This window comes from Pseudarthrobacter equi, assembly GCF_900105535.1.
GTDB lineage: Bacteria > Actinomycetota > Actinomycetes > Actinomycetales > Micrococcaceae > Arthrobacter > Arthrobacter equi.
Window position 1 is genome coordinate 3,069,628 of sequence record NZ_LT629779.1, and the last position, 15,101, is coordinate 3,084,728.

The following is a 15,101-nucleotide window of genomic DNA, read 5'->3' on the forward strand; positions in this document are numbered from 1 at the left end:
AGAGCTGGACGCACATGCTTTCGCTGGTCCGCATGCACCGCTAACATGCCAAGGTTGCATTCAGCGTGAGCGCAGGGAATACGAGCGCGCTGCTGTTGACGCTGGTGATGTTATCGAACGTTTTGCAAAAGGCTGGCTTTAGCGAAGGCTCCTGTTTCATCCCAGAAGCAGTGTCTGCAATTGCAGCTAACTCACGTAGCCCCTTCTGTTCGAAAAAGCGTATTCCATTTCTGGTATAGAATTTAGGTAGGAACAGAAACCCGATCGAACCGGATCGCGGGTACAGAATTGCATAGCAACTTCACCAACAAAGTCTCCGGCTGGCTGGCACTTCCTTTCGCAATATCACTGCGTCTTAAGGAACTGCTATGCAAAACAATGTCTCCCAGTATGCCGAGTTGAATGCGCTGTTGCGCGTTCTCTCCCGACCACTCGCCACGGATGCTCTGCATCACCTCTCCAAGGGTCCCTTGACCGTCAATGAGCTGACGGACCGCATTGGTCAGCCACAAGCATCAGTGAGCAAGGCGCTGACCGTTCTGCGTTTTCATAACTTGGTGTCGTACAAAAAGGTTGGCGTGAAGCACGTTTACCGGATGGAACCAACCGAACTGATGCACGTGATTAGCGCTCTTTCCGAGTGTGTGAGCGGCGATATCGAGGTGACGGCATGAGCACCTCGCTGATTGATTTCTTGTTGGCTCGGATTGCCGAGGACGAGAGCTTCGTCCAGCGCATAATTGCGGCTACCTACTGCGATCACAACGCCGAGTGGCGATGCGATTCGAGTGCGGTGCTGTCTATCGGCGACGAAAAGTTGGATTCACTGATTCCGACTTGTTGTGCCGTTGTCGGTGATTTTGCGGCTCGCTTCGACCCGGCTCGCATCCTCGCTGAGTGCGCGGCGAAGCGTGCGGTAGTGGAGTTGCATGAGGGCGAGATACAGATCATCCACACGGGCGCGAGTGCCATGAGCGGCGATCCACTCGCCCACGGTCTGGTCATCAAGTCCGAGGGTCGAGTGATCTTAGAAGCCCTCGCTACGGTCTACTCGTCGCATCCTGAGTACCAGAGTGACTGGGCGGTGACGGCATGATCACCTTCGGGAACGAAGAGGATACTCGCGCATTTCAGAACGGACTCAAGTCGATCTTTGGCTTCATATCTGGGCAGGAGATTGACCTCGATGTGGTCCTGTCGCATTCGCGTTTGACCATGGAGGACTACGGCGATGCTGGCAGCAAGCTATCTATCAGCCTCTCCTGCAATACGGCGCAAGGCAGGGTCGAAGTTGAAGCAACGGGCATGAGCATCAACCGAATTCTGGAACTCGGCAAGGCTGAGGTGCATCGCATGGCGATTGACGCTGGCATCGCTGCTCCTGTGGCGGACGGGTGGTTGTGATGAGCCGGTCCTACGAGGCGTCAGCAGCTATGCGCCGTGCCGCATGGTCTCCCGAGGGCAAGGCGTTCGCATCAAAGGCGAGCAAATACTTCGCGAATGAGCGCCGCAACGCCACGAACCAACTCGCCCGTGAGTACGTCGGCGGTGGACTGTCAGTTGCACTCGTGTTCGAGGGTGACATCTACTCCGTCATCGTCCATCACCCTGAGCACCAGTACCCGATCACTCACGCCGAGGCTCCACGCGAGCGTCCTGCGCGTCGGCTGTTTGGTGAGGTAGTTGCGGAGCTGACCGAGCAGTTTGAAGCGCAGGGATGGAGGTGGACGGCATGAGTGAATCGGTAGAAGACCAGAAGCTCACAGCAATCGATGTTGCCCTATTGATGCTGGCTCAGCACGCAGAGTCGTTCCCGGACGTGCGCGGGATGGATGAGCAGAAGCTCCACTTCCTCGTGTACTTCGCTCAGGGACATTGGTTGGGAGTTCACGGCACACCTCTCTTCGATGACCCGATCATCGCCGGTCCCAACGGTCCGTGGATTCCTTCCCTCGAAGCACTACGACCGAAGGGGCACGTGTTCTGATGATCGCGAAGCCACCACCACGAGTCACTGGCAAGTGCTGGACTCCGGGCAAGCGCGGGTACAGCAGCTTCAGGGAGGCACTGTTCTCATCGCGCCTCTCCTTGGAGCTGTTCGTCTACGCCTGCCCCTGTGGACAGTTGCACCTCACCCGCAAGGACAAGGGGCAGGTCCACCCGGCGCATGTCGGAGATAGCCGCCGAACTAGGTATCAGTGAACTCACGAAGGAAGTAGCACGATGAATGGCGTTGAATTCTCTAGCGATAACGGAGAAGAGTTGGGGATGCTGTTCCGGCTTGGCGCGCTGAAGATGCTCTCGGACATCCTTGGGCGGTCGGTCACCGAAGCCGAAGAGGACGGGATATTCCACGAGATTGAAGGATGGTCTCATAACAGGACCGAGACCCTGACAATGCGTCTCAACACTGGCGGCGAGGTCTCTCTAAAGCTCTCGCATCCTTTGAATAACCGCTTCTTAGAAGTAGGACGTGAAGAGCGTGTTCGCCTCGCTACGGAAGCCGGAGCAACCTCGCTGGCAGTCGTTGAAGGATGGCTCTAATGAAGAACTCCATGGTTGATTCCTCGGACGATCTGTTCGCTGACCTGTTCGCCGTGACTGATGTTAATGTCGCACCAGCTCCCGTCGTCGCTCCGGCTGTCGATCCCCCGGCTGTTCCAGTTGGTCGTTCTGTCCTCGATGTTCTTGATGCTCAGCATGTTGCGATGGCTGTCCCGCTGACGCGGTCCGTGTTCCTGTCGTTCCTCGGGCTGCTGTACGGGTCGTGGCATTCCCCGGATGTCCAAGACGTTGCGGAGGCTGCTGGTGTCGATATGAAGCTGGCACAGAAGCACCTGACCGTTCTGGAGAAGGCAGAGTTGCTCACGGTCTGCAAGTACACGGGCAGTGTCTCCATCAACCGCATGATGTTCCAGCAGTTCAAGGACTGGGTGCTGGGTCCGTACGTGGACGAGATGTCCGATGACCTTGTCCGCGTACTCGATATAAGGAGTGCGTGAGAGGAACAAAGAAGCCCCGATCCAACAACCATGGATCGGGGCTTCTTGCTGACTTCAGAACTAGCGGCGCAAACGCATGCGCTGGATAGCTGCGGCTACTCCCACGCCCTTCCAGACAACAAGGGTGACAAAGCCGGCTATGACAATAAGGGCGACAAACAGAACCCACGGCACAGGACTGATCGTGTCAGCCGAGGCAGTAGTCGCGGCAACGCCCATTGCCTCAATACCCCCGTCTCCAACGATGTCCTGTACTGGACGCACTCCGTATGACCCGGCATGCGGTCCTACAGGTGCCACAGCAGCCACAGCAGCCACTGAAGGAGCAGCCATAGCCTCCGCAGCATTCTGGACGCTCTCAGCCGCAGCAGGCGCTTCCGCTTCTACTACCGGTACATCTGCTGGCTGGTTAGGTGTGATCGCTGCCTGCCCCGCTGCGGGCACAGGAGCTGCATAGACCGGTGCTGGTGCAGCCGGAACCTGATAGACCGGCTGTGGAGCTGCTGGAGGCTGGTATGACGGTGCTGGTGCAACGTACATAGGTGCAGGGGCTGCTGGAGCAGGAACGTAGGGAGCCGGTGCAGGTGCTGGCGGAACATATGGAGCCGGAGCTGGTGCGGGTTGAGCGGGGACAGGAACCTGCGCGGGAGGAGGCGGTACTGCTCCAGCACCACCCGTACTGCCACCACCGACGCTGCCGCCAACGCCAGTGTTCGCGCCTTTGCCATCGTCGAAGCAGTACTGCGAGCCGTTCGGTGCAGTCTGGCAAATCGTTGCTGCCTGTGCTGGGGCTGCTGCCAATGCTGTTGCAGCCAGTAGCCCGAGTGCTAGGGCAATGGATGATCTTCTGATCACTTTGTACTCCATTTCTTCTCTAGATGGATGGAGTGCACAAACTATTGCGAGGCACTGACAAAAATACCCCATGGGGGTATCCGCTAAAATTGAACCACGGGGAAACATACGCATTGAGCAGCCGGGAACCGGCGCAACCACACAAGAGATCGCCCGCAGTCAAAACAATCCCCTCACTGCTGGAGCGCCGAAATGTCATCTGTCATTGCCACACCTATGCCCGTCACCCTCGAAACCGAGATCAAGAATCTCCGCACCTATCTGAAGAACGCCCTATGGATGCCGCAGCATCTCGATATCACGATGGCGAAGCTGGACGTGATTGCCCGCCCCGGTTCAGATGGTGGCAGCGCCAAGCTGAAGAATGAGCAGAACCCCATAGCCTTTGACGCCTTCTTCGCCCACGAGCAACTTAGACGAGCACTTTCCGTCACGGTCAACGACATCCAGCAGTGCCGAGCAGCGTGTGCCATGCTTCCCGACGAGACAACAGGGGCGCTGGCTCAGTGGCTATTGGACGGCGACCAGCTCGTCTGGCTGTCCCAAAGCCACCTATGGAGGAATACCTACAACTCCATCATCGAAGGGGTCTCAGGGGCACACAAGGCGATTGACCTGCCTGAATACGAAGAGCCGACGCTGGACAATCTCATGCGCACCATTCAGAACATCCCGGCATACGTGCTGGACGCTTATGCCACTGCGCCGAAGATCGTGGAAGCACTGAAGATTCACGGCATCACGAACCTGAACCGGAACAGGATTCACGCATGGGCTGACGATAAGCCGGACGAGCTGGTCGCCGTGGTTCGCCCGATCGTCAAAGCGCGCTACTCGGGATATTGGTTGACTCAGGAGATCGTCAACACTCCCACCTACCGCCTTCGGGATGTGTGCAACCTATGGCTCGCAGCCGAGCTAAAGAAGCAGGCAACGCTGCTCAAGAAGCAGGCTGCCGCAGAACGTAAAGCGGTCAGATTAGCCAAAAAGAGTGAACTAGCTATGGCTGCTTGAGCTTATTTGTGCGATCCTGAAAGATTATGTTGACTTTTGATGTTTTCTGTCGTACAGTTTTTATAGCTAGAGATGTCGGAAAAACTGGATCTCTGAAAAGAAGCCCTTTGAGCATTAGCTCGGGGCTTCTTTTATTTGCTCCCACATTCTGGTGGGACGGACGAATTTCCTAGGCACTTCCCTAGATCGTGTGGTGAAGGTTCAACTCCCCCATCGTCCGTCCCACCCGCAATCCCCGAGGCGCGCGTTTTGACTTTCGCCCTTTTGACTTCCTGCTGTGAGGGCGGGATATAGGCAGAAGTGGAATTTTGATGGCGCGCGTTTCGGTACCACTTGCAAGCGAACAAAGGTCAGCGATGCAGAACACGATGAACACCCACCGCCGTGCCTATCTGCTATCGATTGTTGATCCGACTGCCCGAGCATACGTAGCGAGCATCATCAGCACCGCTGAGAGCCTTCCTGACGCTGTTTGAGCACCAACCGCTTATACATGTGGTCACGCATATGAGGAGGCTGTCTGAAGCCCTCTGATCGCATGTTTACGGTTCGGCAGTTTCCTTTAGGTACTCCCGAACTCCCAGCCGTTCTCGTCTCGGGAGCTTGTGTAGGTCAAGCTTCATGGCGAAGGTCAGGCGACCAACTGCCGTCGTGTATTCATCGCCAAGCCCACCCAGCACACGAGCCTTTTCTTCTTTGGGAAGGTTGCCTACTTTTCTGGCGATCTTCTTCGCAACTGTCACCACGTCTTGGGCTAGTTCCGTGATCTCAATGGGCGCGAGGATGGTGATCCGCTGCGAGTGCACTAACTGTTTTGCAAGATACTCGGACTCCAAGATGGTCCCGTCGAGGATCAGGTCCAAGTTCCCCAACCCCGAATCCGCTAAGAAGCTGCTGTACGCCTGCTGCTTTTGCTCGCGTAGCCACTTAGCGTGGTCAAGCCGCGCGTTGAGCCGTGATCCCAGCAAGACGCCCAGAAGCGTGAATATGCCGGTGGTTCCAGCGGTCATCAGGACTGTCTGCCAAGGCTCCATGACCAAATCCTATTCACCTCGTTCGCAACGCCATAGAGAGGCTCACACAGCCATGGAATCAGCAGCACCGAAGCCAGCGCCCCTCAAGCCTCTGGTAGTTCCGGAGAAGCGTGCACAGCGCCTCGCACCGGACACAAGGAGCTGGTCATCGTCATCAGAACCGTTGACGAACAAGGTCTTCTCCAAGGACGACGCCGATCGCATCAAGAAGGCGCTGGGGTTCTGATGCTGACCATAATCCCGGCGGCTACAGCCAAGAACACTGGGTGTGACTGCCCTGAGGATGCTGAGCGCTCCCGTGTGCTCCATAAGGCGGACGGCAGCATCGTCGAGGGCTTCGTACCCTCACGCACTAATTCACGGCTCTCCTAGAGGCATTCAACGAGAGGCGTTCCAAGTACCTGAACGGAGGCGTCATGCCGGTGTCAAGGCATAGCGCCGAAGAGAAGGCTGCGGCAGTCGAACGTTATCGCCTCGAAGGTCCAACCGTGGCTGCTGAGCAGTACGGAGTCACGAAATCAACGATCAAAGACTGGGCTGACAAGGCTGGCGTCCGAACGGTTCGGACGGCTTCCACGCGCGCGGCAACAGAAGCTCGGGCATTCGATCTGAAGCTGAAGAGGCAACAAGCCATCGAGCTGCTGATGAATGAAGGGCTGGAACTTCTCCACGATATTCGCAAGCCCTACAAGGATGTCGTGGTCGGCGGCAAGGACAACGTGGCTACCGAGTTCATGCGTGAGAAGCCGTCCTTCGTGGATCGCAAGAACATCATGACCGCTTCGACGACTGCCTTCGCTTCTGCTGCACGTCTCGCAGCGATCGATGCCACCACTGCTTCTGACCTGACCGAGAAGCGCAAGGACCTTCTGACGCGTATGGGCGAGCAGTTGGGCTTCAAACCGTTCGAAGACGACCATATAGAGGAGGTCCCCGATGTCAGCTTTGGCGATCCAAGCGAAGCTACCGATGGCGATCTCTCCGAAACAGTTGGACTACCTGCGGAACTCGAATAAGAGCTTCAACGTTTGTCACGGCTCGGTCAGTAGCGGCAAGACTGTGATCACGCTTTATCGCTGGGTGTTCTTTATGGCGGATGCCCCACCGGGTCAGGCTGGGATGTTCGGTCGAACGCGCGAGTCGGTAAAGAGCAACCTGTGGAATGTCCTGAAGGACCGTGAGTTCTTCGGTGATCTCGTTGACGAGTTCCAAGGCAACCCGCTGTCCGGCTGGGTCAAGATGTTTGACCGTGAGGTCCGCGTCATGGGCGCGAACGACGTAAACGCAGAGATGACCATCCGAGGTGCAACGCTCGTCGGTGCATGCGTGGATGAGATCACAGTATTGCCTGAGGGCTTCTTCAAGATGCTTGTCAGCCGTCTGCGTGTACCTAGGGCGCAGCTATTCGGCACGACCAACCCGGACTCCCCGAATCACTGGTTCAAAGTCGACTTCATCGACAAGATCAACGACCCGGTGAAGCCCCTGCCCGGTTGGACTCTGTGGCATTTCACCATGGATGACAATCCGGGGCTGCCTGCTTCCTATGTGGCGCAGCAGAAGGCTATCTACGCGTACGGGCTGTTCAAGCTTCGGTTCATCGACGGCTTGTGGGTGTCTGGTGACGGTGCCATCTTCGACTTCTGGGACCCTGCTAAACACGTGGTGAAGCACGCTGATCTCCCGCTGATGCGCCGTGTCTACGCCGTGGGGCTGGATGGTGGCTTGTCCAGCGCGTCAGCCGGTATCTGGTTGGGGCTGGGCGCAGACAACGTCCTCTACTTTTTCGATGAGTGGAACTGGACGCACAGCAAGGACAGAGCTGGATTGAGCTATCACGAGCAGGCAAAGCTTTTCGTCAAGAAGTTCAACCAGCCAAACACGTTGGGGCTGAGGAAAGCCGATCTGAAACCTCGGTGGACCATCGTGGACTCCGCTGCCCTCGACTTCAAACGCGCTCTGCGGGACAACGGCATAACCAACATCGGCAACTGCAAGAAGGACAACGTGCTGCAAGGCATTGGTGTCATTGGTTCGATGTTGGAGAGCCGCAAGTTGAAGGTCTCTGACTCGTGCATTGGATTGATAAACGAGATTCCCGGCTACGCGTGGGATCAGAAGCAGTCATTGGTCGGCGTCGATGCTCCCAACAAGAAAAACGATCACCATCTTGATGCGGCTCGATATGCATTGATGAGCACCCAAGGAGACTGGCTCCGCGATATGGAGCGCAATCGCTAACGAAATGGAGGGCAGCTATGGCTTTGCCTAAGAACGGTACTGATTTCCCGCTGCCCCAGATGGCTGCAATCGCTCCAAAGTACCGCGAGTACAACGCGTGGTACATGGCTGATGCATCCGAGTTGAGTCACATCTACTCCACTGCTGGCAATAAGGGGAAGGTTGGCATCTTCACTCGCATCAAGCGGATGTTCATGGGGACGCCACCGGATGAAGAAGGCAATCAGCATGTCTATAACCTGAACGTTGCTGCTGAGATCACGCGCAAGTCAGCGGACCTGCTGTTTTCCGATCCTGTCCGGATTGAAGCCCGCGATACCGTAGAGGACCGTCCGCAGGCACTGGACCTCAGCAAGCTCTCTGCGCGCCTCCAGTTGCTCACCGGACCGTATCTCGATGCGACCCTCATTGGAGCCGCTGAGACGGCTGCTGCGCTTGGTGGGACGTTCCTGAAGGTCGCATGGGATGCCAACATCAAAGACCACGCGTTCATCGTCAAGGTGGACGCCGACCTAGCTGTACCGGAATTCGCGTTCGGCTTCCTCAAGTCGGTTCAGTTCTGGCACAACGTAGCCACTGAAGGCTCCACTGTCTGGCGTCACGTCGAGGAACACTTCGTTGACTCAGATGGGATCGGTCTGGTTCGTCATGCCCTCTATATGGGTCGGGACGACAATGTCGGCATCGTCGTCTCGCTGACTGATCGAGACGAAACGCGATCCTTTGCTGAATTCGTCGACGAGAACGGGTGCGTGAGCACCGAAACGCCCGGTCTGAGCGCCGTTTACCTCCCTAACCGGACTCCGAATGCTATTTGGCGGAAGGACCCCTTAGGAGCCAATCTGGGGCGTTCCGACTTCGAAGGAATCTTGCAGCCTCTTGATGCAGTAAACGAGGCTTTCAGCTCTTTGATGCGAGACATCCGGTTGAGCAAGTCGACTTTGATCATCTCCGAGAAGCTACTTGAAGACCTCGGTGTGGGCGAAGGACTTGCGCACGATATCGATCGCGAAATCTTCACTCAGGTCAAGGACACCTCGGTGCCTGACGGTGACGGCAACGGTATGCCGATCACACAGGTGCAATTTGCCGTCCGGGTCGAGGACTTCCAGAAGGTGATCAACTTCCTCAAGGGAGCACTGCTGTCTATTGCTGGATACTCCAGCCAGACATTCGGCTTGGTGGAATCCAACAGCGCTATGACGGCTACCGAGACCAACGCGCGCGAGCGCGCCTCTCACATGACCCGTGAAGCCAAGGTTCGCCTGATGGCTCCCCAGTTGTCCGCTATCGCCCTGAAACTGCTTCTCACTGATGCAGCCAAGTTCGATACGGGCATCACGGTTCCTGATGGTGTTGTCATCGAGTCGATCTTTGCTGACGCCGTGCAGCCTGACGCTGAAGCTATCAGCGCTCAGAATGCTAGCGACTTCTCGTCTCAGTCTGCCTCAACTGTGACCCGTGTGGGTCGCGCTCATCCTGATTGGTCTCCCGCTCAGGTGAAGAAGGAGGCTGAGCTAATTCTGGCTGAGCACAAGAAGCCTGAGCCAGCCGCTGCTGCACCTGCGGAGACCGTTGTGGAACCGGCAGAGGACCAAGTAGCGGCGTGACGCTGCAACTCCCCAACTCATAACTAAATACGCCTCACAGCCACTCGTAGATCGGGTGGCTTTTTTCATATGCAGAAAGAGTCAGGTACTCCAGATGAACAGCTCCACCGCGCTACTGCACGGCACTATCGATCCAGCTTCACCCGACTTCTATGAGCAGCTCCGTGCGTTTCACTACGCCACGTTCGGGGATGCAGTCATGGAAGCCGATGGCGATGCTCCCTCAGGCGATGTGGTTGATCCCGACGCCTCCAAGGAACCTGCTTCGACTGAACCGACGAAGTGGGACGGCGACATCAAGTCGCTGCCGACCGAAGTGCAGACGTACATCTCCAACCTCAACAAAGAGTCCGCTTCCAAGCGCGTCTCCGCTAAGGAAGCTAAAGACGCTCAGAAGGCGACTCTGGACGCGATTAGCAAGGCGCTTGGATACGAAGTCGAAGACGGCAAACAGCTTGATGCCACTGCCCTCGCCGCCGACGTGTCTGAAAAGAACCGGGTTCTTGCCGAGAAGGACGCTCGAATCAACGAGCTGCTGACCGATGCCGCTCTCCGTGATGCAGTGCTTGCTTCTAAGGCATCCCCGTTGACGGTCTCAGTTCTACGGGGCGAAGGAAAGCTTGCCGGTCTTGATCCTGCGGCTGACGACTTCGCATCCAAGATCGAAGCCCTTGTCGCAGACGCCGTCAAGCGGCACCCCTCTCTGAAGGGGCGCTCCAGTGCCGGTACCAGTGGACCGGACCTAACGGGCGCTGACGGAGATACGCCGATCACCCAAGAGGCATTCAACAAGATGGACGCTTTCGAGCGCAACGCTCTTCTCGTTTCACATCCCACCACCTATCGGAAACTTTCCGGTCGGAACTAAGAACCTAAGGAGTTCTCAAAATGGCAACACTACGTAAAGACCTCTTCGCCCCTGAGGTCTATGAAGACATGGGCAACGCCGAGTTCAAGAAGAAGATCGTCATGGCTCAGGCTGCCAATCAGGATGACACCCTCGTCGGCATGCCCGGTGAAACGGTTGTCTTCGAACGCTGGGAAACCCTCAGCGAAATCGAGGACATCGATGAAGAGGACGTTCTCGAAGTCGAGTCGATGACCCAGAGCGCCTCAAGCGCCACCATCAAGGAAGCCGGGAAGGCTGTTGGATGGTCCGACCGCGCGAAGCTTGTCGGTAAAGGCAACTTGCAGGACCAGCTCATCCAGCAGTACGGCGAACTGACAGCCCGCAAGGTGGATAGCGACCTGATGAGCGCAGCTCTTCTGCGCGTTCCCGAGGGGCGCTACTACGCTGACGGTCGTCCGGCGACCCCGACCAACCCGCTCAGCTTCAACGCGGGTGAAACGACCGGCTTCAGCTACAACCCCATCGTTGACGCCGCGCAGCTCGTTGGTGATGACTTCGAAACTGATGAGTGGGCTGGTCTCTTCATCAATAGCCTTGACCGCGCTACCGCGATGAAGGACACGCAGTTCCAGCAGGCTAATCAGGGTGACGGCTACAACGGGCTTATCACCCGTGGACGCATCGGTGACGTGAACGGTCTTGCCGTTGTCGTCTCGGACCGCGTCCCCGTGGGCAAGTCTCTTCTGCTCAAGAAGAACGCCCTCTCCGTCAAGTGGAAGCAGCGTCCTTGGGTTGAGCAGGACCGCGACATTCTGGCTCGAAAGACCGTTGTCGCCATCCACCTCCACTACGCCACGAAGCGCGTGAACGACAACGGCGTTATCGAGATCAACTGGAACACCGCTAAGTAGCCTCTGGCTGCTCGACGGGTCCGAAAGGGAGATTGACATGGGAATGCTCATGGCAAGACACCGCAGCAAGTACGTCGGGCGAGCAGTTGTAGAGCCGGTACAGGACGAAACTCCTGTACCGGCTTCTGCCGACTCCTCCGAAGCCTCTGCTGACGGCGCTACAACGACTGAGGCATCAGCAAACACCACCGATGAAGCTCAGGCAACTACTGACGCTGACAACAAGGTTGAAAATGCCGGCGACAACGAGGGTGACAGCCAGAGTGCTGAAGCCGAAGCAGGTCCTGACGAGAAGCCTTTGACGGCTGCTCAGAAGAAGAAGCTCGCTTCTGCCGAGAAGAAGGCTGCTGAAGCCACCAAGTAGTACCCAACGATTCGAAAGGAGGCGCTCCGATGCGCACTTATGCAACAGCCGCTGATCTCGTGATGTGGCTGGATGGCGGGAAGAATCCGGACAACGCTAAGGCATTGCTGCGGAGCGCCTCCCTTCTTGTCGAAAAAGCCACCAAGAGGGCGGTCTACAGAACGAATTCTGAGGGCTTCCCGCTCGACGCGGCAGTCCGTGTTGCTTTTCGCGATGCTACGACGGCACAGGTCGAGTTCTGGGCTGCTCTGGGGGTCAATCCGGTCGCTGGTACAGCCGGAACTCCACTCGATGTCCTTGGAAAGGGCATGGATGGTGCTTCTGTCGCTTATGGGGCGGATAAATCAGTCCTAGCAGCGAAGGCAACCGCCGCTGAGACTCTTGGTCCCGTTGCCCTGAACATCCTGAGTGCGGCTCGCCTGCTCTCTGGACCAGTCAGGGGCTACCGATGAGCGGTCTATTCGCAGAGTTCATGATCCACACGCTCCGGGTCCATGCCAAGACGTTCACGCTGGACTCCACCGGCTCGCCAGTGCCCCACACGATGGCTCCGGTCACCGTCAAGGGCAAGATGCGGTCAATCAGCGCCAGAGAGTCCGGAGCATCCGGGCTATCACTCACCAACACGTGGGTCTTTACGACTACTGATGAGTGGAACTTCGGTGCTGTGACCGATGTGGAGTGGCTGGACAAGCTCAACGCCGCCGGTGAACCCCGCACGTTCGACCAGCACGGCTCATCACTCCCGTCTGAGATGGGCTGGGAGACCGACCACACCAAGGTCTACCTCGTGGAGCGGGGTGCTGATCTTGGATAAGCGTCAGTTCTCTCGCATGTTGAAGGAGAAAGCAGCCAAGACCGCCAAGGTGCAGCGGTTCGCTGAGAAGGCGGCTGATGCACTTCGAGCTGAGATCGAGCCGCACCGCAGGACGGGTCAGCTTGGTCGCTCCGTCGAGATTCAGCAGCACACCAACAGCGATGGCATCAAGGTCCCGTTCGTCGCACTCACTCATCCCGCTGCCTATTGGATCGAAAACGGTCACTGGGCTGGTGACGGTCCAGAAACAGTCTGGGTCGAGGGCATCCACGTCGTGTCCAACACGGCAAAGAAACTAAGGAGGTCGTGATGCACGACGATGACGACCTGCTTGATGAGGAAGTCCTGATCGTGACGCTACTGAAGGCAGCAATGCCTGATGTCACGTTCACGACGACCCCTACATCGCTTAGCGCCAAGAAGCTCCCCTACGCGGTGATTCAGTCCTCGGAGTTGGATGACGCAGTGGACGCCCTTGGTCAACGGTGGCTGTTTGAGATCACGTCGTCTCATGAGACCCGAGAGCAGTCCAAGCGCCTCGCCATGGACATCTTTTCGCTGATGGGCAAGTTCCACCGCGAAACAGCCGGTTCTACCGAGCTGGGCTACATCAACGAGGTGACTCGCTTCAAGCCGCAGCGGTATAGCACCACCGCTGAATCATCTGTGGGCAGGGAGCACCTCTACCACTACCACGCTCGATACGACATCGAAGTGGCTTCCTAGCGGGTTCCCCGCACAACAAGACAAGGACATAACCATCATGGCTAATGAACTGAACAAGGCAACCCGCCTCCGGATCAAGTACATCGACGTTATCTTCAACGACGATCTGACTGCCGAACCCATCGACCCCGCCGTATTCGATCGCCGCGCTCTGGTCGGTGAGTGGCACCAGCTCGGGTACCTCGACCGTTCACAGGTCGTGGAGATTCCGCGATCCGGCGGCGAGGTCACTGTTGATGACACGCTCAACGAGCTGGCTGTTGACAGCGAGCAAGCTCCCATCGATCGCGATGTGACCTTCGCAGTGCAGCAGACCGACCTCGGAGTGCTGAAGGCGATCTACGGCGACGATCTCTACGACGAAGAGACCGACGAGTTCGAACTCCCTTCACAGCCCATCAGCAAGACGCGTCAGTACCAGATCATGCTGGAGACCACCAAGGGTCAGAAGCGCTGCTTCCGTCTCGCTGGCTCCATCTCGACGACTGCTGACCTGTCGCTGGACCCGACGAAGACCTCTGCTATCCCGGTCTCCATCAAGGTCCTGTCGCACAACGGCAAGGGCATCCGCATGGTCGGCTTCGGTCCGGCTGCGCCTGTCGTCCCCTAGTAGCTAGCAGCTACCCCGCAATACCAGCATGCCCCGCAGATTCTGAGAGTCGTCTGCGGGGCATGCCTTTGCCCCGGCAAGGATGCATCACCCCTGACTCTCGCCGTTTCTTTCAGACTCTCAAACCCCTAAGGATTCACCATGTCCGAGAACATCAGCACCGAAGCTACAGCGTCCGCAGAAGCCCCCGAAAACGTGGCGGCTCCGGATGTTGCCCCTGAACATTCCGATCCCGTTGTGGAGCCGCTGGTGCTCCCTGAGCAGGTCGAAGGGATGTCGAACATGCGCCGAATGAAGACCATCCATATCAAGGACCAGAAGCCACTGCTCGTTGGACTCCGGCACCTTGCCAAGAGGGAATCGGAAGAGAAGTGGGATGGCTTCGACACCGCTGCCAACTATGCCGAGTTTCTGCGTCGCTACGCCGTGGACAAGGACGATTTCGACGAATTGTGCTCTGGCATTGATGCTCGGGTGAAGATCATGTTCCTCGCCGCTGCTTGGATGTCCGAGCTAAAAAAATAATCGCCGTCCGGGAGTTGATGCAGGCGCATCCGGAGCTGGCTAGAGACTTCGCTGCGCACTTCCCGACGTTCGATCCATGGGAAGTGCTCATCGAGCAGACGCCGGCTCTGGTTCGCGGCTTCTACGACCGCCTAGGACGGCTGCGCCTCGCACCAGACAGCGAGTACTACGCCCCGCAGGTCAAGGAACAGGCACGCCTCGCCAAGGAGAAGGAAGACGCTCTAAAGGCTTCCCCTGACTTCGATGAGGAACTGTACCGGCTGGAACAGTTTGAGGCTGCTGAGAAGGCACGCAAGGCGAATCCGCTGGAGTTTTACGGCTATACGCCCACGGATCGCCGCCTTGATGACCTCGCGGACGCCATTGGTCTCCTGCGGTTCAACGCCCGACAGCACTGGGCTGGTGATCGCCACGACGAGCTGCCACCATTCCGATTCGTCCATCGTCCGGGCAGAGAGATCAAGCACCCCGACGCTGACGATCCCCGCTACACGGATGACTTCGACGAAGTGTTCGGTGCCTCGGAGTAGTCCAACAAAACA

23 protein-coding genes are annotated in these 15,101 nt (G+C 57.4%); 22 read left to right on the forward strand and 1 reads right to left on the reverse strand.

All coding sequences use genetic code 11. The features are described 5' to 3' along the window. Window positions 1-368 precede the first annotated feature (368 nt). From BLT71_RS13875 to BLT71_RS13915, 8 genes are all read left to right on the forward strand, one after another. The gene (locus BLT71_RS13875; RefSeq protein WP_091721302.1) at window positions 369-674 is read left to right on the forward strand and encodes an ArsR/SmtB family transcription factor; all 306 of its coding nucleotides are present in this window, start codon (window positions 369-371) and stop codon (window positions 672-674) included. Beyond that, entirely contained in the window at window positions 671-1,096 is a 426-nt protein-coding gene (locus BLT71_RS13880) for a DUF6221 family protein (RefSeq protein WP_091721305.1), read from the forward strand. The genes BLT71_RS13875 and BLT71_RS13880 overlap by 4 nt, the downstream gene beginning before the upstream one ends. Next, window positions 1,093-1,404 (forward strand): hypothetical protein, encoded by a 312-nt coding sequence (locus tag BLT71_RS13885; RefSeq protein ID WP_091721307.1) that lies wholly within the window; start codon window positions 1,093-1,095, stop codon window positions 1,402-1,404. Before BLT71_RS13880 ends, BLT71_RS13885 begins: the two co-directional genes overlap by 4 nt. After that, entirely contained in the window at window positions 1,404-1,736 is a 333-nt protein-coding gene (locus tag BLT71_RS13890) for a hypothetical protein (protein ID WP_091721310.1), read from the forward strand. Before BLT71_RS13885 ends, BLT71_RS13890 begins: the two co-directional genes overlap by 1 nt. Continuing rightward, complete coding sequence (locus BLT71_RS13895; protein ID WP_157693468.1) at window positions 1,733-1,987, forward strand: Panacea domain-containing protein; 255 nt, start codon at window positions 1,733-1,735, stop codon at window positions 1,985-1,987. The genes BLT71_RS13890 and BLT71_RS13895 overlap by 4 nt, the downstream gene beginning before the upstream one ends. 236 nt (window positions 1,988-2,223) lie before the next feature. Further along, entirely contained in the window at window positions 2,224-2,544 is a 321-nt protein-coding gene (locus BLT71_RS13900; RefSeq protein ID WP_091721316.1) for a hypothetical protein, read from the forward strand. After that, window positions 2,544-3,002 carry a hypothetical protein gene (locus tag BLT71_RS13905; RefSeq protein ID WP_091721318.1) on the forward strand — a complete coding sequence of 153 codons (459 nt, stop codon included), beginning with the start codon at window positions 2,544-2,546 and terminating at the stop codon, window positions 3,000-3,002. Before BLT71_RS13900 ends, BLT71_RS13905 begins: the two co-directional genes overlap by 1 nt. Before the next feature lie 1,047 nt (window positions 3,003-4,049). Then, window positions 4,050-4,871, forward strand: coding sequence for a hypothetical protein (locus BLT71_RS13915; protein WP_157693469.1), 822 nt, complete (start codon window positions 4,050-4,052; stop codon window positions 4,869-4,871). 542 nt (window positions 4,872-5,413) lie between these two features. Here the strand turns inward: BLT71_RS13915 and BLT71_RS13920 are convergent. Further along, window positions 5,414-5,881, reverse strand: a complete 468-nt coding sequence (locus tag BLT71_RS13920) for a hypothetical protein (RefSeq protein WP_157693470.1) — start codon at window positions 5,879-5,881, stop codon at window positions 5,414-5,416. Window positions 5,882-5,957: 76 nt separating this feature from the next. Between BLT71_RS13920 and BLT71_RS20405 the strand changes: the two genes are divergently transcribed. The 14 genes from BLT71_RS20405 (at window position 5,958) to BLT71_RS13980 (ending at window position 15,089) form a co-directional block, all read left to right on the forward strand. Beyond that, on the forward strand, window positions 5,958-6,131 hold the full coding sequence (locus tag BLT71_RS20405; protein WP_157693471.1) for a hypothetical protein: 174 nt from the start codon (window positions 5,958-5,960) through the stop codon (window positions 6,129-6,131). Window positions 6,132-6,393: 262 nt separating this feature from the next. Beyond that, window positions 6,394-6,921: a hypothetical protein gene (locus BLT71_RS13925; protein WP_157693472.1), complete on the forward strand. Its 528-nt coding sequence runs from the start codon at window positions 6,394-6,396 to the stop codon at window positions 6,919-6,921. Further along, entirely contained in the window at window positions 6,842-8,146 is a 1,305-nt protein-coding gene (locus BLT71_RS13930; protein WP_091721329.1) for a PBSX family phage terminase large subunit, read from the forward strand. Before BLT71_RS13925 ends, BLT71_RS13930 begins: the two co-directional genes overlap by 80 nt. 17 nt (window positions 8,147-8,163) lie before the next feature. After that, window positions 8,164-9,756 (forward strand): hypothetical protein, encoded by a 1,593-nt coding sequence (locus BLT71_RS13935; RefSeq protein WP_091721332.1) that lies wholly within the window; start codon window positions 8,164-8,166, stop codon window positions 9,754-9,756. A gap of 94 nt (window positions 9,757-9,850) precedes the next feature. Beyond that, entirely contained in the window at window positions 9,851-10,624 is a 774-nt protein-coding gene (locus BLT71_RS13940) for a hypothetical protein (protein ID WP_091721335.1), read from the forward strand. A gap of 20 nt (window positions 10,625-10,644) precedes the next feature. Next, on the forward strand, window positions 10,645-11,517 hold the full coding sequence (locus tag BLT71_RS13945; RefSeq protein WP_157693473.1) for a phage major capsid protein: 873 nt from the start codon (window positions 10,645-10,647) through the stop codon (window positions 11,515-11,517). Between the two features lie 37 nt (window positions 11,518-11,554). Further along, a complete protein-coding gene (locus BLT71_RS13950) occupies window positions 11,555-11,881 on the forward strand; it encodes a hypothetical protein (RefSeq protein ID WP_091721341.1) in 327 nt (108 codons plus the stop codon). 29 nt (window positions 11,882-11,910) lie between these two features. Further along, window positions 11,911-12,333, forward strand: coding sequence for a hypothetical protein (locus BLT71_RS20410; protein WP_157693474.1), 423 nt, complete (start codon window positions 11,911-11,913; stop codon window positions 12,331-12,333). Further along, on the forward strand, window positions 12,330-12,698 hold the full coding sequence (locus BLT71_RS13955; protein ID WP_091721344.1) for a hypothetical protein: 369 nt from the start codon (window positions 12,330-12,332) through the stop codon (window positions 12,696-12,698). The genes BLT71_RS20410 and BLT71_RS13955 overlap by 4 nt, the downstream gene beginning before the upstream one ends. Next, the gene (locus tag BLT71_RS13960) at window positions 12,682-13,008 is read left to right on the forward strand and encodes a DUF5403 family protein (protein WP_172829977.1); all 327 of its coding nucleotides are present in this window, start codon (window positions 12,682-12,684) and stop codon (window positions 13,006-13,008) included. Before BLT71_RS13955 ends, BLT71_RS13960 begins: the two co-directional genes overlap by 17 nt. Continuing rightward, window positions 13,008-13,424 (forward strand): hypothetical protein, encoded by a 417-nt coding sequence (locus BLT71_RS13965; RefSeq protein WP_091721349.1) that lies wholly within the window; start codon window positions 13,008-13,010, stop codon window positions 13,422-13,424. The genes BLT71_RS13960 and BLT71_RS13965 overlap by 1 nt, the downstream gene beginning before the upstream one ends. Before the next feature lie 37 nt (window positions 13,425-13,461). Next, on the forward strand, window positions 13,462-14,034 hold the full coding sequence (locus tag BLT71_RS13970; protein WP_091721352.1) for a phage tail tube protein: 573 nt from the start codon (window positions 13,462-13,464) through the stop codon (window positions 14,032-14,034). 141 nt (window positions 14,035-14,175) lie between these two features. Then, on the forward strand, window positions 14,176-14,559 hold the full coding sequence (locus tag BLT71_RS13975; protein WP_091721355.1) for a hypothetical protein: 384 nt from the start codon (window positions 14,176-14,178) through the stop codon (window positions 14,557-14,559). A gap of 83 nt (window positions 14,560-14,642) precedes the next feature. Beyond that, window positions 14,643-15,089: a hypothetical protein gene (locus BLT71_RS13980; protein WP_157693475.1), complete on the forward strand. Its 447-nt coding sequence runs from the start codon at window positions 14,643-14,645 to the stop codon at window positions 15,087-15,089. Window positions 15,090-15,101 lie beyond the last annotated feature (12 nt).